Origin of the sequence: Morganella sp. B601, from assembly GCF_051172335.1 — a bacterium.
Classification (GTDB): Bacteria; Pseudomonadota; Gammaproteobacteria; order Enterobacterales; family Enterobacteriaceae; genus Morganella; species Morganella morganii.
In genome coordinates, this window is sequence record NZ_JBPIZE010000005.1 from 292,073 (window position 1) to 312,415 (window position 20,343).

17 protein-coding genes are annotated in these 20,343 nt (G+C 54.3%); 4 read left to right on the top strand and 13 right to left on the bottom strand.

Annotated features, from left to right (window positions below; all coding sequences use genetic code 11):
• Positions 1 to 2 precede the first annotated feature (2 nt).
• From ACSBQN_RS14825 to ACSBQN_RS14835, 3 genes are all read left to right on the top strand, one after another.
• On the top strand, positions 3 to 2,873 hold the full coding sequence (locus tag ACSBQN_RS14825; RefSeq protein WP_024472794.1) for a molybdopterin-dependent oxidoreductase Mo/Fe-S-binding subunit: 2,871 nt from the start codon (positions 3 to 5) through the stop codon (positions 2,871 to 2,873).
• A gap of 61 nt (positions 2,874 to 2,934) precedes the next feature.
• Positions 2,935 to 4,251, top strand: a complete 1,317-nt coding sequence (gene guaD, locus ACSBQN_RS14830; protein ID WP_024472795.1) for a guanine deaminase — start codon at positions 2,935 to 2,937, stop codon at positions 4,249 to 4,251.
• 57 nt (positions 4,252 to 4,308) lie between these two features.
• Positions 4,309 to 5,676, top strand: a complete 1,368-nt coding sequence (locus ACSBQN_RS14835) for an NCS2 family permease (RefSeq protein ID WP_024472796.1) — start codon at positions 4,309 to 4,311, stop codon at positions 5,674 to 5,676.
• An 85-nt stretch (positions 5,677 to 5,761) separates the two neighbouring features.
• On the opposite strand, the gene ACSBQN_RS14840 is transcribed toward ACSBQN_RS14835, so the two are convergent.
• Both ACSBQN_RS14840 and ACSBQN_RS14845 read right to left on the bottom strand, forming a co-directional pair.
• On the bottom strand, positions 5,762 to 6,688 hold the full coding sequence (locus ACSBQN_RS14840; RefSeq protein WP_152696835.1) for a sugar kinase: 927 nt from the start codon (positions 6,686 to 6,688) through the stop codon (positions 5,762 to 5,764).
• Complete coding sequence (locus tag ACSBQN_RS14845) at positions 6,685 to 7,707, bottom strand: SPFH domain-containing protein (RefSeq protein WP_024472798.1); 1,023 nt, start codon at positions 7,705 to 7,707, stop codon at positions 6,685 to 6,687. Before ACSBQN_RS14845 ends, ACSBQN_RS14840 begins: the two co-directional genes overlap by 4 nt.
• A gap of 159 nt (positions 7,708 to 7,866) precedes the next feature.
• Between ACSBQN_RS14845 and ACSBQN_RS14850 the strand changes: the two genes are divergently transcribed.
• A complete protein-coding gene (locus tag ACSBQN_RS14850) occupies positions 7,867 to 8,589 on the top strand; it encodes an NUDIX hydrolase (protein WP_024472799.1) in 723 nt (240 codons plus the stop codon).
• 18 nt (positions 8,590 to 8,607) lie between these two features.
• On the opposite strand, the gene ACSBQN_RS14855 is transcribed toward ACSBQN_RS14850, so the two are convergent.
• From ACSBQN_RS14855 to ACSBQN_RS14905, 11 genes are all read right to left on the bottom strand, one after another.
• Positions 8,608 to 9,516 (bottom strand): ABC transporter substrate-binding protein, encoded by a 909-nt coding sequence (locus tag ACSBQN_RS14855; RefSeq protein ID WP_024472800.1) that lies wholly within the window; start codon positions 9,514 to 9,516, stop codon positions 8,608 to 8,610.
• 1 nt (position 9,517) lies between these two features.
• Positions 9,518 to 10,237, bottom strand: a complete 720-nt coding sequence (locus ACSBQN_RS14860) for a (2Fe-2S) ferredoxin domain-containing protein (RefSeq protein ID WP_152697061.1) — start codon at positions 10,235 to 10,237, stop codon at positions 9,518 to 9,520.
• A gap of 12 nt (positions 10,238 to 10,249) precedes the next feature.
• A complete protein-coding gene (locus tag ACSBQN_RS14865; RefSeq protein WP_434991730.1) occupies positions 10,250 to 12,214 on the bottom strand; it encodes a TonB-dependent receptor plug domain-containing protein in 1,965 nt (654 codons plus the stop codon).
• A gap of 340 nt (positions 12,215 to 12,554) precedes the next feature.
• Positions 12,555 to 13,598 (bottom strand): L-asparaginase 2, encoded by a 1,044-nt coding sequence (gene ansB, locus ACSBQN_RS14870; protein ID WP_354632941.1) that lies wholly within the window; start codon positions 13,596 to 13,598, stop codon positions 12,555 to 12,557.
• 215 nt (positions 13,599 to 13,813) lie between these two features.
• A complete protein-coding gene (eutR, locus tag ACSBQN_RS14875; protein ID WP_024472804.1) occupies positions 13,814 to 14,848 on the bottom strand; it encodes an HTH-type transcriptional regulator EutR in 1,035 nt (344 codons plus the stop codon).
• Between the two features lie 35 nt (positions 14,849 to 14,883).
• A complete protein-coding gene (locus ACSBQN_RS14880) occupies positions 14,884 to 15,438 on the bottom strand; it encodes a BMC domain-containing protein (protein WP_004236084.1) in 555 nt (184 codons plus the stop codon).
• Positions 15,439 to 15,440: 2 nt separating this feature from the next.
• A complete protein-coding gene (locus ACSBQN_RS14885) occupies positions 15,441 to 16,793 on the bottom strand; it encodes a 4Fe-4S dicluster domain-containing protein (RefSeq protein WP_004238993.1) in 1,353 nt (450 codons plus the stop codon).
• A complete protein-coding gene (locus tag ACSBQN_RS14890; RefSeq protein WP_024472805.1) occupies positions 16,786 to 17,346 on the bottom strand; it encodes a BMC domain-containing protein in 561 nt (186 codons plus the stop codon). Before ACSBQN_RS14890 ends, ACSBQN_RS14885 begins: the two co-directional genes overlap by 8 nt.
• Positions 17,347 to 17,393: 47 nt before the next feature.
• A complete protein-coding gene (gene eutL / locus ACSBQN_RS14895) occupies positions 17,394 to 18,053 on the bottom strand; it encodes an ethanolamine utilization microcompartment protein EutL (RefSeq protein WP_004238995.1) in 660 nt (219 codons plus the stop codon).
• 13 nt (positions 18,054 to 18,066) lie between these two features.
• Entirely contained in the window at positions 18,067 to 18,960 is an 894-nt protein-coding gene (gene eutC, locus ACSBQN_RS14900; protein WP_004236091.1) for an ethanolamine ammonia-lyase subunit EutC, read from the bottom strand.
• A gap of 18 nt (positions 18,961 to 18,978) precedes the next feature.
• The gene (locus tag ACSBQN_RS14905; protein WP_004236092.1) at positions 18,979 to 20,340 is read right to left on the bottom strand and encodes an ethanolamine ammonia-lyase subunit EutB; all 1,362 of its coding nucleotides are present in this window, start codon (positions 20,338 to 20,340) and stop codon (positions 18,979 to 18,981) included.
• Positions 20,341 to 20,343 lie beyond the last annotated feature (3 nt).

The following is a 20,343-nucleotide window of genomic DNA, read 5'->3' on the forward strand; positions in this document are numbered from 1 at the left end:
AAATGAACGTCCATTTTATACTTAACGGCACCCCGCATTCACCCGATTGCATTCCGGGCGAAAACGTCCGCAACATTCTGTTCAGCCTGGGTATGCACTCTGTGCGTAACAGTGATGACGGCTATGGCTTCGCAGGCTCTGACGCCATTTTATTCAACGGCCGTATTGTCAACGCATCACTGCTGATCGCTGCCCAGCTGGAAGGCGCAGTGATTGAAACCGCCGAATCCCTCGGCAAATGGAATGAACTGAGTGATGTTCAGCAGGCGATGGTCGATGTGGGTGTGATCCAGTCCGGTTATAACGACCCGGCGGCGGCCCTGATCCTGACTGATCTTATTAAACGTATACCGGAGCCGGATCGCGACCAGATTGATGATGCCCTTTCCGGTCTGTTCAGCCGTGACGCCGGTTATCAGCAATTCTATGAAGTCATTGATCTGCTGGTAAAACGCCGCAAAGATCCGCACTACAAAGCGGATAACGCCCCGGCCTTCCGCGATGACCTGACCGTTGTCGGGAAAGTTACACCGAAAACCGATGCGGCCGTGATGGTGCAGGCAAAACCGTGCTATGTGGAAGACCGCATTCCGGCCAATACCTGTGTTATCAAGATGCTGCGCAGCCCGCACGCTCACGCCCTGATCACCCGCCTGGATGTCAGTAAAGCGGAAGCGCTGCCGGGCGTGGTACATGTTATCACCCACAAAAACTGTCCGGATGTGTATTACACCCCGGGCGGACAGAGTGCGCCGGAGCCATCTCCGCTTGACCGCCGCATGTTCGGTAAAAAACTCCGTCACGTCGGTGACCGAGTGGCCGCTGTGGTGGCAGAAAACGAAGCTATCGCACTGAAAGCATTATCGTTAATCGAAGTCGAATATGAAGTGCTGAAACCGGTTATGTCTATCGATGAAGCCAAAGCTGACGGCGCACCGCTGGTGCATGATGAGCCGGTGATTTATGTTAACGGCGCGCCGGCTGACCTGGCAGAGCAGAATAAGAACGCGGCAGATCGCGGCGAGCATTTACAGATTAACTTCCCGATCGGCGCGAAACCGTGCAAAAACATTGCTGCGGGTGTTCACGGCCATATCGGGGATCTGGATAAAGGCTTTGCGGAAGCGGATACCGTTATCGAGCGCACCTATGAATCCCGCCAGGTTCAGCAGTGCCCGACCGAACCGCATATCTGCTATACCTACATGAACGGCGACCGTCTGGTGATCCACGCCTCCACTCAGGTACCGTGGCACTTACGCCGCCAGGTGGCGCGTATTCTCGGCCTGAAACAGAACAAAGTGCATGTAATCAAAGAGCGTGTCGGCGGCGGCTTCGGCTCCAAACAGGATATCCTGCTGGAAGAAGTCTGCGCGTGGGCAACTTATGTCACCGGCCGTCCGGTCTCATTCCGCTACACCCGTGAAGAAGAATTTATCGCGAACACCAGCCGCCATGTGGCGAAAGTGAAAATCAAACTGGGCGCGAAAAAAGACGGGAAAATCACCGCCATCAATATGGAATTCCTGGCGAACACCGGCCCTTACGGTAACCACTCACTGACGGTACCGAGTAACGGTCCGGCGCTGTCACTGCCGCTCTATCCGTGTGATAACGTCGATTTCCGGGTGACCACTTACTACTCCAACATCTGTCCGACCGGCGCTTATCAGGGTTACGGGGCACCGAAAGGTAACTTCGCCCTGACCATGATCCTGGCTGAACTGGCAAAAGAACTGAATATCGACCTGCTGGATCTGATTGAAACCAATCGCGTGCATGAAGGTCAGGAACTGAAGATCCTCGGCGCTATCGGGGAAGGGAAAATGCCGACCTCGGTACCGACTGCCGCCAGCTGCGCCCTCGGCCCGATCCTGAAAAAAGGCCGCGAACTTATCAACTGGGATTCCCCGCGTAAGCAGGACGGCGACTGGAAAACCGGACGCGGCGTGGCCATCATCATGCAGAAATCAGGGATTCCGGATATCGACCAGGCAAACTGTATGGTCAAACTGGAATCTGACGGCACCTTTATCGTCCACTCCGGTGGTGCGGATATCGGTACCGGCCTCGATACCGTGGTCAAAAAACTGACCGCCGAAGTGCTGTGCTGCTGCCCGGATGATGTCCATGTTATCTCAGGGGATACTGACCACGCGCTGTTCGATAAAGGAGCTTATGCCTCCTCCGGCACCTGCTTCTCCGGTAATGCGGCGAAAATGGCGGCAGAGAATCTGCGTAAAAAAATCCTGTTCCACGGTGCCGCGCAAATCGGTGAACCGGTGGAAGATGTCACCCTGGCGGCACCGGGTGTGGTACGCGGTAAGAAAGGCGAAATCACGTTCGGGGATCTGGCACATGCAGCCGAAGGCGGTACAGGGTTTGGTGTGCTGGTGGCAAACGCCAGTTATATCACACCGGACTTTGCCTTCCCGTACGGAGCAAACTTTGCTGAAGTGGCCGTGAACACCCGTACCGGTGAAATTCGCCTGGATAAATTCTACGCACTGCTCGACTGCGGTACGCCGGTGAACCCGGATCTGGCCTTAGGTCAGATTTACGGTGCCTCCATGCGTGCCATCGGCCACAGTATGTCAGAAGAGATCCGCTACGATGCCAAAGGTGTGCCGCTGACCCGCGACCTGAAAACTTACGGCGCACCGAAGATCGGCGATATCCCGCGTGATTTCCGTGCCTTCCTGGTGCCGAGTGATGACCAGGTCGGCCCGTATGGTGCGAAATCCATCTCGGAAATCGCGGTTAACGGTGCAGCACCGGCTATCGCCACCGCAATTCATGATGCCTGCGGTGTCTGGCTGCGTGAATGGCACTTCACGCCGGAAAAAATCCTGCGCGGTCTGAGCAAAATATAATTAAATCAACCCTGCCCTCGCCGGTTCCGGTGAGGGCTTTTTGTAAGCAGAGGAGTCAGCTATGTCGTCTGAACATACCGTCAAAGCGGTACGCGGGAAGTTCCTGGATATCACCCGCGTAGTGACCTCGATGGACGATCTGCCCGATGCAGTCCGCCTGATTGATGACGGCCTGATGCTAATCCGGCACGGAAAAATAGAGTGGTTCGGACAGTGGGAAGACGGGAAGCATCTGATCCCGGAAACCGTCCGTGTCCGCGATTACACCGGGAAACTGGTGGTGCCGGGCTTTATTGATACCCACGTTCACTATCCGCAGAGCGAGATGATCGGTGCTCACGGCGAGCAGTTACTCGAATGGCTCAACCGCCATGTGTTCCCGACTGAAAAGCTGTATCAGGATATTGATTACGCCCGTGAAATGTCAGCGTTTTTTATCAAACAACTGCTGCGTAACGGCACCACGACCGCACTGGTCTTCAGTACTGTTCACCCGGAATCGGTCAATGCCCTGTTTGATGCGGCGAGCCAGCTCAATATGCGCCTCATCACCGGTAAAGTGATGATGGACAGAAACGCGCCGGACTACCTCACCGACACACCGGAAAGCAGCTACGAAGAGTGTAAGGCGCTGATCGAACGCTGGCATAAAAAAGGGCGTCTGCTCTATGCCATCACCCCGCGTTTTGCGCCGACCTCCAGCCCGGAACAGCTGGCGGTGTGTCAGCGGCTGCGCGAGGAGTATCCGGACACCTGGGTTCACACTCACCTTGATGAAAACAAAGCAGAAATTGAGTGGGTAAAAGAACTCTATCCGGACAGCAAAAACTACCTGGATGTCTATCACCACTACGGACTGACCGGCGAACGCAGCGTATTTGCGCACTGTATCCACCTTGAGGAAGAGGAGTGGGACTGCCTGCACGATACCGGCTCAGCGGTGGCATTTTGTCCGACATCAAACCTTTATCTCGGCAGCGGCCTGTTTAATCTGAAAAAGGCGCTGGCGAAAAAAGTGAAAGTCGGGATTGGTACTGACGTCGGTGCCGGAACGACCTTCAATATGCTGCAGACACTGAGTGAAGCTTACAAAGTGATGCAGTTGCAGAAAACCTGTTTAACCGCCTTTGAAGCGTTTTATCTCGCCACCCTCGGCGGCGCGCATTCATTAGGACTGGATAGCTGTATCGGTAACTTTGCCACCGGCAAAGAAGCGGATTTTGTGGTACTTGAACCGACCGCGACCCCGCTCCAGCAGTTGCGTTATGACAACTCACGCACGCTGGCGGAGAAACTGTTTGTGATGATTGCGCTTGGTGATGACCGCACGATTTACCGGACTTACATCGATGGACGCCTGGTCTATGAACGGACCTGACGCACACCAATGCTGTGATTAAAACACATTTTCATTTCATTCTCGGGGTCTGCAATTATGTCTGATAATACAACACCGGATAACTCCGGGGCGGCAGCAAAAGGCGCACTGGACGCGTACTTTAAAATCTCCGCCCGCGGCAGCAGCGTCAAACGGGAGATTCTGGCCGGGGTCACCACCTTCCTCGCCATGGTCTATTCTGTCATCGTCGTCCCTTCCATGCTCGGCAAAGCCGGGTTCCCGCCGGGTGCCATCTTTGTTGCCACCTGTCTGGTCGCCAGTATCGGCTCCATCATGATGGGGCTGTGGGCAAACCTGCCGATGGCTATCGGCTGTGCTATCTCACTCACCGCCTTTACCGCATTCAGCCTGGTGCTCGGGCAGCAAATCAGCATTCCGGTTGCGCTCGGTGCGGTCTTCCTGATGGGTGTGATTTTTACCCTGATTTCCGTTACCGGGGTGCGAAACTGGATCCTGCGCAACCTGCCGATGGGGATAGCTCACGGCACCGGGATTGGTATCGGCCTGTTCCTGCTGCTGATTGCCGCCAACGGCGTCGGCCTGGTTATCAAGAACCCGCTGGAAGGTCTGCCGGTGGCAATGGGGGCATTTACCTCCTTCCCGGTCGCCATGTCACTGATCGGGCTGGCGGTGATTGTCAGTCTGGAAAAAATGCACGTGCCGGGCGGGATCCTGCTGGTGATTATCGGGATTTCGGTTATCGGCCTGATTGTTGACCCGAACGTCACCTATCAGGGGCTGATCGCCATGCCGTCACTGAGTGGCGCGGACGGTAAATCTCTGATATTCAGTATGGATATTATGGGTGCCCTGCAAACCGCCGTTCTGCCGAGTGTGCTGGCACTGGTAATGACAGCTGTGTTTGATGCCACCGGCACCATCCGTGCCGTCGCCGGACAGGCCAACCTGCTGGATAAAGACAATCAGATTATCAACGGCGGCAAAGCCCTGACCGTGGACTCCGTCAGCTCCATTATCTCCGGTGCAGTAGGTGCTTCTCCGGCTGCGGTATATATTGAATCCGCTGCGGGGACTGCCGCAGGCGGTAAAACCGGGCTGACTGCCGTGACCGTCGGCGTGCTGTTCCTGCTGATCCTGTTCTTCTCACCGCTCTCTTACCTGATCCCGGGGTATGCAACCGCACCGGCACTGATGTATGTCGGCCTGCTGATGCTGAGTAATGTGGCAAAACTGGATTTCGACGACTCTGTCGATGCCATGTCCGGGCTGGTGTGTGCGGTCTTTATCGTACTGACCTGTAATATCGTCACCGGTATTATGCTGGGCTATGTCACCCTGGTGATTGGCCGTCTGGTGGCAAAAGAGTGGCGCAAACTCAACACCGGCACGGTGATTATTGCCATCGTGTTAGTCGCGTTCTATGCGGGTGGCTGGGCTATCTGATCAATAAACAAATGTGGTTTTATTCCTTACGGGGCACGCTGTGTGCCCCGTTCTGTTATCCGCTCCCTGACGGTACACTGGTTTGTTATTCATACATCAGCCTTCCCTGTATATCCGCAATACCGATTGTGACAATACATCCTGCATTGAAATGCAGAAAATCGGACTCTATCCCGTCAGAAAAAATAACCCCGTTTTCCGGCATCTGTGATTCAAGCTGTAGTGTCATCGTATTATCGACCGCCCCGAAAACCAGTGAGGTTCCGGATGTCCGCCCCGGGAAAGGCTCCCGCACACTGAACTGCAGGCGCTTTTCATCCCAGCCGATCCCGGCACGCAGCGGATGTGAACTGCCGCCGGTCACGCCCAGCGCACCGGCCAGAACCGACTGTAACCACCCCGTCGAACCGAGCCCTGTTGAGATAATCACCCCGGAGGAGGACTGCGCTTCCGCCTGCCCGCCGTGACTGAGAATATAGCGGGCCGATGTGTGACTTTTCGGCCCGATAAACAGATCATTGACCGCCAGCATTTTTTGTCCGTCATTGGTGACCGCCTGTGCAAAACTCAGGACTTTCGACGGCATATCCAGGTTCAGTGTCCGCGTCACCACAGAGGCCAGCTGCGGCAGTTCAAAAGGCAGCAGTATACCGTCCCAGCGTTCCGGGTCCGGGTTAACCGCAATCACCGGCTGGCCGTTCAGGTATTTCAGGGTATTCGCCACCAGCCCGTCGCGGCCGATAATCACCACAATATCGCGGTCAGAAAACTGATACCCCGGCAGCAGCGTGCGATCCGGAATCTGTACCTGTCCTGCCTGCAGCAAAATACGTTTCGCCTCTGTCAGCTGCGCCTGGTAGCGATCATGCTCCGCGAGATAATCACTCACGGAGATGCCGTTATGCTCCAGGTAAAACTTCGCCTGCGGCCAGGTATTGAAACGGGCAATCAGCTCCTGCAGCCGGGTTTTCTGTGTGACCAGGACAAACCGTACCTCATCCCGGCGGCTCATGCTTTGCTCCCTTTTTTCATCATCTGACTGAACATATCCGGCGCGATATTCAGCTCACCAATTTTTCCGGCATTCTGTGCCAGAGATTCAAAGGCCATCGCCATCAGTTGCTCCGGTGCCATCCGGCTCAGTGCCAGGGCTTTGAGATTCTCCACCGGCAACTCACGGTACGCTTTCATTTTGGTTTCAATCGCATACGCATCCGCATCGGACTGAACGCGCTGATTATCCGCACTGAGAGAAACCAGTGTCTGACGCTGCTGCTCCTCACCAATCTCCGCCGCCAGCCGCTCCTGTGCCATTGCCGCCTGCTCACGCAGCAGTGTGCGTTCGTTTTCCAGCCGGGATTCCTCTATCTGCTGCTCTTTTTTCTGCACAGAGAGATCGGTCTCCAGCTCAGCTTCTTTGATCGTGCGCTCCTGTTCAACGGAGGATTTGCGCCGCGCATAAATCGCATCATCCGCCTCTTTCAGCAGGGATTCCCGGGCTTCCGCCTCAAGTGCACGGGCCGTTTCCGGTGTCGGGGTAATCGCGGTGACAGAGAAATCCAGAATGGTGATCCCCAGCGCCTCAAGCGCCGCCTGCTGTGCCAGACGTGACTGCACCAGTGCCACCAGCGACTGGCTGAGCAATAATGCACGGCGCAGCGGTGTGGACTGGATCTCCGCCTGGATAATGGTTTGTGCCGCACGGACAATCCGGTCATTCAGTTTCATCGGGTCGTCGGTCGCGTAGGTTTTTCCGTCCCGGTTGAGCACAAAGTTAAGCACCCCGGCCGTTTTTTCCGGCGCGCTGACCTGAAAGGAAAGTTGTCCCTGAACACGGAGGCTCTGGAAATCCGCTGTCTGGAAGTTGAAAATAAACGGGGTTTCCTGCGCACTTAACGGCAGGGCGGCGATCGATGTGGTCGCACTGTTGTACCAGAAGCTCAGCCCTTGTCCCTGACTTTTGACATGACCGTTCACGGAACGGATAACAAATGTGGACGGGTCTGCTTTGAAGAATTTTAAATTAAACATAGTATCACCTCATTAGTGTCGTTATGACAATAACAATATAGTGGCTTATTGACACTATTAATGTCAAGCGGAATTAGTGTCTGAATGACATTTAATTTGCAATCCGGATTTCTCTCCTTACAATAGAATGACTTATCCCGATTTCAGGATGTGACGCAAATGGATGAACAAACTTACCTCGCCGGTTATCAGCGCCGTGACTTTTTGTCGCCCCTGGTGACCGTTGATGCTGTGCTTTTCACTTATCACAATGAAACCCTGCATGTGCTGCTGGCCGAACGCGCGGAACATCCGGAGAAAGGCAAATGGGGATTGCCCGGTGGTTTTGTGGATGAGGCACAGGATAAGACTCTGGAAGATACCGTACTGCGGAAACTGCGGGAAAAAACCGGTGTGGCACCACCATACATTGAGCAGTTATGTACGGTCGGCAATGACCAGCGGGACAAACGCGGCTGGTCAGTCACCGTCTGCTATACCGCACTGATTGCCATGCAGGCGTGTGAAAAACAGATTAATACAGTGAATTCAGTCAGATGGATACCGCTGGATGAAGCAGAGAATATGACACTGGCGTTTGATCACCAGTTACTTATCCGTCAGGCCAGAGCACGGCTGCGCCAGAAATCGCTCTATTCCGTCGTGCCGGGATTCGCCCTGCCGGAAACCTTTACCCTGCCGGAATTACAGCACGTTCATGAAATTCTGATTGGTCAGCCGATTCAGAAAAAATCGTTCCGCCGCCGTCTCGAACAGGCTGATTTGCTGATTGATACCGGTGAAAAGCGAGCTGAACGTGGTCGCCCGGCGGCACTGTACCGCCTGAAACCGGCGTCGGCTGATTACCGTTTTATCCGTAATCTGGAGACAGACGAAGAATAAAACCGTGTTCCGCCTGTATTACTTCCTGACGGCTTCCGCTATCGTCAGCAACACATCCGGGCTTTTTACATTGGGGTAAACGCCGCTGAACGGAATAACAATGTAACGTCTGTTTTTGACCGCATCGAGATGGGATAGCGCCGGATGATTTGCCAGCCAGGCTTTTTTCTTTTCTGCCGGTGACCAGACCGCATCGGCGAGAATAATATAGTCCGGCTGTTTATCCAGCAGTGTTTCCGGAGAGACGTGAATACCTGCCATTGGCATGTCGATAAACACATTTTCGCCCCCGGCCAGGGTGATAACTTCGGTCATAAACCCCTTCTTTCCCTGTGACATCAGGGTGTCACTCTGGCTGTCGAGGTAAAAAATAACCGGTTTCCGGGGCAGCGGCGGCAGGGATTTTACCTGTGCCAGCGTGGCATCGATACGGGTAACGGCGGCATCCGCCTCTTTTTCCCGCCCGAGGACCCGCCCCAGGCGCTGCAAATCAATTTTAATACTGTCAAATCCGCTGTATGCCTGACGTTCACAGGCAAATGCCATCAGATAGCTGCCGATACCGGCACGTTGCAGATCATCCTGCCCGCCCATCGAGGCCATAAAGGCAGAGGAAAACCCGGCCACGACAAAATCTGCCCCGGAGGCGATCAGTTTCTCTGTCGCGGGGTATTTGGCCGAAAAAACCGGAATACCGTGATAGCGCCCTGATTTCAGTGCCTCCGCTGAATCATCAATATAACTCACGCCCAGCATCTGCGGCCCGGCATCCAGCGCCAGTACCATATCAGCGGCATGCTGATTCATGGCAATGATATGCTGCGGCGGCGCGGTTTTATCCCACAGCGGATCGCATTTATTTCCTGCCGCAGCCCCTGCAGACAGCAGCAACAGGACCACACTGACAGCATACCGGACAATCTTCATTTTATTTATGCTCCGCCAGCAACGACGGCACTACTCTTCCCTGTTCTATCTGTTCAGAAACAAACAGATGGATCTCTTCCGGCGTGGTCAGCCGGTACCATAAATTATCCGGATAGACCGTCACCAGCGGCCCCTGATTGCAGGGATACTGACAGTGAGAACGGGTCAGCAGCACGCCGTTTTCGTTTTCAAACAGGTTACGTGCCGCAAGCTGATGGCGCAGCTGCATCAGTAGTGATTTGGCACCGCGACAAACACAGCGCGGCCCCATGCAGAAGAAAAGGTGATAGCGGTACGGCGGTGTTTTTTCCCAGTTCGGGTTGGATTCGGCTTTCGGCTCACGGCTGTTCGACTGCTTTTCCAGTTCCGTCATCACCTCACCGGCCTGTTTGGCATCTGCCGCCGCGTCCGCCCCGGTAAGTACACACAAACTGCGGAATACCCGTAACTGCTGGTAATGCGCTGCTATTTCCTGCTCCAGCGCTGAGGTCAGAGACATCAGTTTTTCAGCGGATTGCGCCGGGTCTGTCAGCACCATCAGCAGGATACAGCGGGTCTCCGGTGTGACCGTTTCTTTCAGCTGATGCAATACCACCCCGCTGTCCGCACAGCAGGCGGTATCACCGGGAAAGCCCTTCTCACTGAGTGACAGCCAGAAATCCGCAGATAAGCACGCCTCATTCTGCAACGTGTTCAGATACAGTGTGACATTCTTTCCCATAGCTCAGTGTCCTCAGAAACGGTAGGTGTAACGCAGTTCAGCGGTTAACGGACGACCGAGGTTGTCCACTTTTTCCGGGCCGTTGCTGGTCAGACCCGCCGGGTAATCGCGATCAAACAGGTTTTCCACCAGCAGCGTGAGCTTATGCTGCTGCGCATGATCCACATACAGATACGCGCTGGCATCAAACACGGTGTAATGGCCGTAGGTATCATTGCCTGATTTCAGTTCACCCACATAGCGGGCAGCCAGTTCCGCACCCCACTGTTTTGCCGGGGCGTCATAACCGATGCGGCCTCGGGTAAAAAGCTCCGGAATATCGTTGAGTGTCGCGCCGTTTTTGGTATCCAGCCAGTTACGGGTGATATCCCCGGAGACATACCAGGACTCATCAAAGTTCAGTTTGGTCGCCAGTACCACGCCTTTGGTACGGATTTCACCGTCACCGTTAACCCATTTATCGTATTTACCGACTTTCACTGTCGTGATCAGATCATTGATTTCACGGGCGTAGGCCGTTGCACCGAACTGCCATGCACCACCGTTTTCCCACTTCGTCAGGTAGTCAAAACCGGCTTCGATGTTTTTACTGGTTTCCGCTTTCAGGTTGGCATCACCGATGGTTTGCTTACTTTCATCTTTGACATATAACTGCTCAGCGTTCGGCAGTTTAAATGCTGTTCCCACCTGGCCGCGTAAATTGAGCTTTTCATTCACTTCATATTTGGTGCTTGCCATCCAGACAGTCGCATCCTGGCCGCCTTCAAAGCGTTCATAACGTACGCCGAGACTTGGTTTCAGCTCCGGTAAGACAGGGATATCCGGCCGCACCTGTAAATACAGGGCATTAGCTTTCGCGGTATCCGTTTCGATCTTCATGACCTCATCTTTACCTTTGTACCACTGGTTATCTGTCCCGACGACAAACTCATTATCCCCGAACAGGTAAGATTTGATCTGTGCCTGAACGCCGTAGTCCCGGAATCCCCAGTAAGAATCGTCATTCTGGATATCCACGGAGCCGTCCGCCAGATAGCGGCTGCGGTCATAACGGGTATTCCAGTCATTAAGATGTGCACGGATTGAGTAGCTGGTGTCCTGCGTCAGGAAATGCTCAAAGGAAACTGTAGCCAGATGATGGTCACGTTTGTTCATTGCCTGGCGGTGGTGGTTCGGGGAGACCATATCCAGATCGGCCTGTGTGTACTGGTAGAATCCCTGCAATTGTGCGGTATCCGCAATAGTCTGGGTAACCTGGACACCAACAGATGTCACGTCATAACCACGCTTTTTCTGTCCGATCGTGCCGTTGTAATCACTGTCGCGATATGGCTGGTAACCATCTGATTTACTGCGGGTTACCCACGCCATCAGACCGGTTTTGCCGATATTGTTATCAAACGCTTTCTCGACGTAGCCCTCTCCGTAGCGGCCTTTGTCCGTATCCGCGCCGACACTGAATTCACCGGACAGTACCTCTGAGGTCGGTTTTTTGGTGACAATGTTAATCACACCGCTGATCGCCTGGGTACCGAAAGAGAGACTCTGCGCCCCCTGCAGCACTTCGATGCGGTCGATGGCAATCAGCGGCAGAGTATCGAGATAGATCCCGCCGAACAGGCGGTTGTTCAGACGAACACCATCAATCAGAATTAAGGTGTCATCCGGGCGGCCGCCCATAAAGGAATATTTACCGTAGTCGTAAGCCCCTTGTCCCAGAGAGACATATAATCCCGGCACATATTGCTGTAATACCTGGTTTAAATCGGATGACGGCCCTGAACGCTGAATTTCCTCACGGGTAATAACCTGTAGTTTATTCCCGTAGTCGGCCAGTTCATTAACGGTGGTGGATTCAATGGTGGAAGATCGGACAATAATCGTGTCGTCATTATTTCCCTGTGTTCCGGCGTGTGCACAGAACGATAACAGCACCATGGCGGATAATGGCGCCAATGCAAACTTAACTGATTTCATACCTTTCTCTTTTATTATTTTGTTGTGATACATGCCGTGAAGACAGAGTCAGCCTGACTCAGAAGCAGACAATATACTGAACGAATTCAATGGGTAAATATGAGAACAGTTCTTTTTCCCGCTTTGTGAATACGGACAGATTCAGCCCCTTTTTTCTTTAAATTCCTGTAGGCTGCTGTGTCTTTTTTGTTTCATTTGTTAATTATCATTAATGACGAATATCACCTTAAAGTCGTTAATTGATATGTTATAACATAATATTTGAGGATAAAAACAGATCAGAAAATAAAAAACCGCAATCCCCTGTACACAGAGGGTTGCGGCCTGAAAAAATGCTTAATTAATACTTTTCGAAGAATGACTGAATTTTCTGCGGATCAGTGGTCTGCGTAAGAGCCAGTTGCAGCAATACTCTGGCTTTTTGCGGGTTCAGTCTGCCGGAAGCCACAAAGCCGTATGCGTCATCATCCACTTCTGCGTTACGTGTTGTATAACCGGTCGGCACCCGGCTGGCACGGACAACCACCACGCCCTCTTTGCCTGCGGCGGCTAATGCATCAAAAACGCCTTTATACATATTGCCGTTACCCACGCCGGCACTGACAATCCCGGCGCTTCCCTCTTCCCGCAGAGCTTTTACCGGCGCATCTGAAGCATTGGCATAATTATATACAATACCGACTTTCGGCAGTTCGCTGAGTTTACTGATATCAAACACCGCTCCGGCCTGCCGTGGCGGCGCTGGCTGATAGTAGGTCACTTTGCTGTTATGGATAAATCCGGTATCCCCGGCATTCACCGCTTCAAACGCCTGAACTTCCGTGGTATTCATTTTGACCGCATCCCGCCCGCTGATCACCTTGTCATTCATCACCATCAGAACGCCGCGATCGGCCGCCGACTTATCCGTTGCCAAAACTACTGCATTATAGAGATTCAGCGGGCCGTCCGCGCCCAGTGCCGTGGACGGACGCATTGCCCCCACCAGCACAACCGGTTTATGGCACGATACTGTCAGGTCAAGAAAGTACGCGGTCTCCTCCAGCGTATCGGTGCCGTGAGTGATGATAAATCCGTCCGTTTTATCACAGGTCCGGTTGATTTCTTTTGCCAGCGTCAGCCACACCTTGTCATTCATATCCTGTGAGCCGATATTCACAATCTGCTCACCACTGAGATCTGCCAGTGCTTTGACTTCCGGCACAGCATCAATCAGGGCATCGACGCCCACTTTTCCGGCCTGATAACCGGACGAAACCGACGATTCCCCACCCCCGGCAATAGTGCCGCCGGTTGCCAGAACCGTCACAGAGGGAAGTGCAAACGCCGGGGTCATAAAGAGAGATATCAACGCGGACAGCAGAATCTTGTTGCGGTTTCTCATACCTGAATACTCCGTTGCTCAGTAGAATTATAAATAGCCAATTAATAAATATAGAACTAATTTGATATTTAAATTCTCCTTACAGAGAATATTCACAGCAAGATGCTGAAAATGAGATCAGAAGCGGGATTTTAAAACGGTGACTCAGAAGAAGCCGTTCTGACCTGCCGGAAAGAAAACACGATGCAGGTCAGAAAGCGGAAGCAGAAAAACAATCACATCAGACGGCGGCTCAGTGTCTCCGACGGTTTCTCATTAAACAGGCGCTGGTAGTCAGTGGCGAACTGCCCCAGGTGCCAGAATCCCCACTGCATTGCCGCGTCTTTGACGGTAGTCTGTTTTGAATACGGGCTGACCAGTTCACGGCGCACCGCATTCAGCCGGATGGTTTTCAGATAGGCATTCGGGCCGATGCCCAGTACCTGCTGGAAGGCATTTTGCAGCGTGCGGCGGCTGACATACAGCTCATTACACAATTCCAGCACGGTCACCGGTTCGGTGGCGTTCTCAAACAGATATTCACGGGCTTTGGAGACCAGTTTCAGGTAGTTCACACGGTTGGTGTAGTGTTCATCGGCCACGGTGCTGGCATCTTCCAGCAATCCGAGGAATGCTGTCAGCAGGTTGTGGCTCAGGACACGGCTGACGGTGTGGTTGCGTTCCTGCTCAATTTTGGAGTGCCAGAGGGCATGGCGGATATACTGCCAGATCGCCTCTTTTTTGAAGGGGTTCACACCCACAGCCGGGTTTTCGCTGAGCAGATTCATCAGCCGCTCCGGGTTTTGCAGCACCACAGAGTGCTTTTTCAGGATATCGTGAGAAATCACCAGCCCCTGAATGTGATAATCATCCGGCGTGCTCAGTTCAAATTCTTTTCCGCCCGGACGCACGGCGATTTTCTGCCGGCAAAGCATCTGATTGCCGATATAACCGGTATTCTGCTGCTCCCCGGGAATGCCAAACCAGAAGGCATTCGGCCAGACCATACAGGACTGGCGCAGAGACAGATTAGTGTATTCGTGGAACACCTGAAGCCCGTCAAACAGGGTTTCGGTCAGTTCCCCTTCAAACCGGCCGGGCGTCAGCTGATCATACAGCTGCTGCCAGGCGGTAATAGCACATGCCTGATCATAGGCATCATGCGTATAACGCTGTGTAAAATTCTGCTCGATCACGATAGGGCTGAGATCGCGGTCATGCGGCACTTCATCATTAAGGTGATGTAAATCTGGTGTGATTTTTTTCATCATTATTTTTTCCCCAAAATGAACGGCCGCCATAAATGTTAACCAGCGACCAATTGCTGCCAGAAATCGGGATGAGGATTCGGTACGACCATGCTGTAAACCAGCGCACCTTTATCTGCGGCGACCTGTGATGCGGCTTTTTTGGCGGTTTCGACGTCTGCAACATCGCCGCTCATCACAAAGTAACATTTACCCCCGATACCATACGCCATATGAAGACGGATTAACGTGACGCCGGCTGCTTTAACAGCAAAATCCGCCGCCTCAATGCAGGTTGCGACACTAAAGGTTTCCACCACCCCGACGGCTTCGCGGGCATTCACATCCGTCACACCACCGATAGCCGGGAGCACATCCGGGTGGATATTACTGAGCAGAAACTCATCCACCACCTGAGCGCCGCCTTTTTCCACACCGCAGCGCATTGCCTGCTGTGCGGCGGCAACATCACCGCCGACCATCACCACATATTTGCCGGGACACACGGTTTTGCCCATCAGCAGGGTGACTTCCGCACTTTTGAGCATAAAATCGGTGACTTCCATCCCTTTGGCGATACTGGACAGTTCCACCATCGCAATTGCACTGTGCATAGTTATTCCTTCTCTATCGTGACAGCCGTGCTGTCAATATGGCGAACCACACCGCTGATACTGGCGTGAACCGGCGCACCCAGTGCTTTTTCCGGGACAGCGGCGATCAGCATGCCCGCCGTGACGTTATCCCCTTCGCTGACAACCGGTACCGCCGGGGCACCGATATGCTGGCGTAACGGGATAATCACCTGCTGCGGCGCGTAGATCTCATCAGTCATCGGCGCTTTGTGCATGTATTCCGTCAGTTCCAGACGGCGGACGAGGCGCTTGACCGGCAGCATGCGGTGCTGAGCCATCGGATCTTCCGGGCGCAGTTCACCTTCATAGCGGATCCCTTCTTCGCGCAGCTTCACTTTCAGCATCTGATTCAGGCGCATCGGTGAAATTTCCACCGGGCAGGACCAGGCTTCACAAATCGCACACTCCGAGCAGGTCAGTGCCGCAACAACAGCTGACGGCGCGGAGATCTGCTCATAACCCACCGCGCGGACAATCAGGTGCGGCGGCAGTTCGTGGCCGATCATGTGACGCGGGCAGAGCTCGGTACACATGCCGCACTGTTCACATACGGTACGCGCCTGGTTGATCACCGTGCGCTCTGAACGAGTCCGGCGCTGAATTAAAATATGGTCATCCGGCAGGACTAATAAGCCGCCGGTGGTTTTGGTCACAGCATCATCAAGGGATGTCTGTAATTTGCCCATCATCGGCCCGCCGTTGATATACGCCGGGTTGCTGATGGTGGATCCGCCTGCCAGCGCCAGCACTTCACGCAGTGTGGTGCCGACCGGAACGGAAACGGTAACAGGATGATGAACCGCGCCGTTCACCGTCAGGACACGGTGTATCACGGCCTGTTCCTGTTCAACAGCATACGCGACATTGATCAGCGTCTGCACATTGCTGACCACCACGCCGACAGACAGCGGCAGTGCCGCAGGCGGGACCCGGCGGCCGGTCGCCAGCCAGATGGTGATCACTTCATCACCGGCCGGATAAACATCCGGCAGGATATGCAGACGGACAGAATCCGGCACGCGGGCATTCAGGATATCAATGGCCGCCTGATGCTTGCCTTTGATAGCGATAATGCCCTCTTTCGCGCCGGTGGCCCGCATCGCATACAGCAAACCGCGGATCATCGCATCCGCCTCACGGACAGCCAGCTGCTGATCCACCTGCAAAAGCGGCTCACATTCAGCCGCATTCACCAGATAGATTTCCGCCTGTGCCGCCAGTTTGACGTGGGTCGGGAACCCCGCCCCGCCCGCGCCGACAACCCCTGCATCCTGCACACGCTGACGAATGATTTCGGGCCCGCACTCATGCAGACCCGGCATCAGATTACTCATCGCGGTTTCCCTCCTGTTTTACCCGGTAGCGGCTGCCGCGTTTGCGCAGTTTGCCCTGTTTAAACAGGTCTTCCAGCACATCGCGGCTGTCCTCTATCAGACAGCTGAAATGCATGGCCGCTTCTCCGGCAGTCACGCCGTGGCGGTGTCTGGCTTCAGCGGCAAAGATCATCATAGCATCCGCATCCGGGGCGGCGGCAGACACTGCCGTCGCTGCCGGAGCCGGTTCAGACACCGGTACCGGTGCCGGAGACTGCGGTTTTACCTTCACCGGTATACCGCTGAAACCGGTGACCAGCCACTCGGTATCACCATCCGGACGACCGATGACCTTGTGGCCGATCACTTTACCGGTACGGTTTGCGGCTGCAATGCCCGCATCCACCGCCGCACGGCACGCCGCCAGATCGCCCTCAACAACAAGCGTCACCATCCCCGGGATCACCATTTCATAGTTAAGGATGCGGACATTTGCCGACTTCAGCATCGCATCCGCCGCATCAATGCCGGACACCAGGCCGTATACCTCAAGTAATCCCAGTGAATCGATCATGACCTTTCTCCTGTGTTAATGACTGAACTGACGACTGACTGCACTGCTCAGGCGCGCTGAATAGGGTTGCGCGCGATATCCAGAACGGCTTCGGTAAAGGCATCACATGCTGCTTTACATGCTGCCTGGCTGCCGGTCAGGAAGGCTGCTGAGTAGTTGGTTTCTGACGGAGGCGGCACATAAGTGGCCAGCTGCACATCAGCGGCTTTCAGTGCGGCATCAATCCCGAAGGTCGCTTCCAGCGGCGGTGCCACCAGATAGGCAATCGGGTCACCGTGTTTAACTTTGTCACCATCAGACAGGTAAGAGCCGGTACGGGAGACCAGATGCGCCAGGAATGCGGTATCTTCTTTGTCATTCGCCCACTGGAATGCCGCGCCGGATTCGATATTGGCGACCATGGCATCCAGACCCGCGCGGACTTCCGCCGGGTTCGGGCCACCGAGGATAATCATCACTTCACCGGAGGTCGGTGATGGTGAGTTTGACGCCCCTGCATACAGGGAACGTCCGTAAACCACTTCCACCAGAGCTTGTTTGGTGGCTTCGTCAGCGGCAATGTAAGCAACATCGTCGGAGTCTGCGGTGATAAGGCCGAGGCTGCGGATGTGTTTCGGTAATTTCAGTTCACGGCAGAAATCTTCGTGTGCATTAGCGATAAGACGCATCGCTGTCACGCTCGGCCGGATAAGATCTAATGCAGGCATATTCAGTTCCCCGTTAACGGTTCATGTTGATACCGGACGCTTTCTGCTCCAGCATGCGTTTGGCTAAATCGACGATAACAGCGGCGGCTTCCACCGGCGGTGTCCCTGCGCGGTGAATGTTCGAGATACAGGTACGGTCTGCTTCCACTGTACCCGCCACTGTCGGTGAGTACACCGCGTAGCAGGAGAGGCTTTCAGACTGACCCAGCCCCGGACGTTCGCCCACCAGCAGGATAACCACTTTCGCGCCGAGCACTTCACCGGCCTGGTCTTCAATTTTCACGCGGCCGTAACGGACAAAGAACGGCGTGCCCACTTTCAGACCGGACTGCTCCAGACCTTTCATCAGCGGCGGCAGAATTTCGTCGTAGTTTGCGGTGATAGCATCGGTGGACAGACCATCAGAGATAATGACCTGCACATCCGGCGCCTGCACACACTTGGTTTTCAGCAGTTCGATGGATTCTTTATTCAGAATACGGCCCATATCCGGACGGGTCAGATACTGGTTTTTGTCTGTGATTTCAGACTGTAACTCCAGCAGGTTCTGTTTTTTCACCCATTCCGCCGGGACTTCTTTCAGTACGGTATCTTTGGAGCGCGAGTGGTCAGCCAGGAAGCGCAGCAGGCTCTGGGTGCGCGGACGCACACCGGCACGGCCGGAGCAGACACGGGAACCGGTGCTGTTACGCAGTTCCTGTAACACTTCTGCACGGTGCGGGTTCTGCACGCCGATCCACTGTTTTGCTTCCGGTGAACCGAGATCCCACTCAACGGACTCAACAGACGTATTACCCTGATTCAGTACAGCCTGTGTTGCCGCGGCAACCGCCTGTACGTTTTCGCCCGTGTGTCCCATCTGAGCCATCACGCTGCGTACGATGTCATTAATTTGTTTTTGATCCATGGTGATTTACCCCGAAAATCAGAAGAACAGTGACGGATCGCCGGCACGATTGGTAAGACGCCCGTTTTCCATCAGACCCATTTTTTCCAGCCAGGCTTCGAATTCCGGCGCAGGGCGCAGGCCGAGTAACTGACGGATAGTTGCGATGTCATGGAACGCAGTGGTCTGGTAGTTGAGCATGATGTCATCACCCAGCGGCATACCGATGATGAAGTTACAGCCCGCAGAGGCCAGCAGGATCATCAGGTTTTCGTTGAGGTTCTGATCCGCATCCGCATGGTTGGTGTAACAGCAGTCACAGCCCATGGAGATACCGCTCAGTTTGCCCATGAAGTGATCTTCAAGACCGGCGCGGATAATCTGGCGGTCGTTATAGAGATATTCCGGTCCGATAAAGCCGACAACGGTGTTCACCATGAACGGATCATAGTGACGCGCCAGGCCGTAGTTACGGGCTTCCATGGTCACCTGGTCAGCACCGTAGTGAGCGCCCGCTGACAGTGCGGAGCCCTGTCCTGTTTCAAAGTACAGGCAGTTAGGACCGGCGATACGGTTGTACTGCGCACCGACGTGGCGGGCTTCGTCCAGCATTTCCAGCTCAACACCGAACTCACGCAGACCTTTTTCACTGCCGCAGATGCTCTGGAAAATCAGGCCGCCCGGCGCACCGCGTTTGATGGCTTCCATCTGTGTGGTGACGTGTGCCAGCACACAACCCTGAGTCGGGATATCATATTTATCGATAATGCCGTAGACAGCATCCAGCACGCGGCTGAGGTTATCCACATCGTCCGTTACCGGGTTGACACCGATAACCGCATCACCGCAGCCGTAAGAGAGACCTTCATAAATCTGTGCCACGATACTCTGCACTTCGTCACGGGTATCGTTCGGCTGTAAGCGGCCGCTGAAATGGCCCGGCAGACCCATGGTGTTATTCGCGCGTTTCACGACAGGAATTTTCTTCGCGCCGTAAATCAGGTCTGCGTTGGAGCAGATTTTTGCCACCCCGGCGATGACTTCTGAGGTCAGGCCTTTGCGCAGCAGATTGATGTTATCGAGAGAGGTGGTGTCGCTCAGGACATGCTCACGCAGCTCACCGATAGTCCAGTTTTTGACCCGGTTGTATTCGGTTTCGTTGATATCGTCCTGGATCAGACGGGTTACGCAGTCTTCTTCATACGGAACGACAGGGTTGTTGCGGACATCCGCGATAGTCAGTTCAGACAGCACTTGTTTTGCTGCCACACGTTCCTGGGCGTTACTTGCCGCGACACCCGCCAGGATGTCCCCGGAGCGGAGTTCGTTAGCTTTCGCGAGAACGTCTTTCACGTCCCGGAACTGGTAGGTCTGACCAAACAGCGTGGTTTTCAATTTCATATT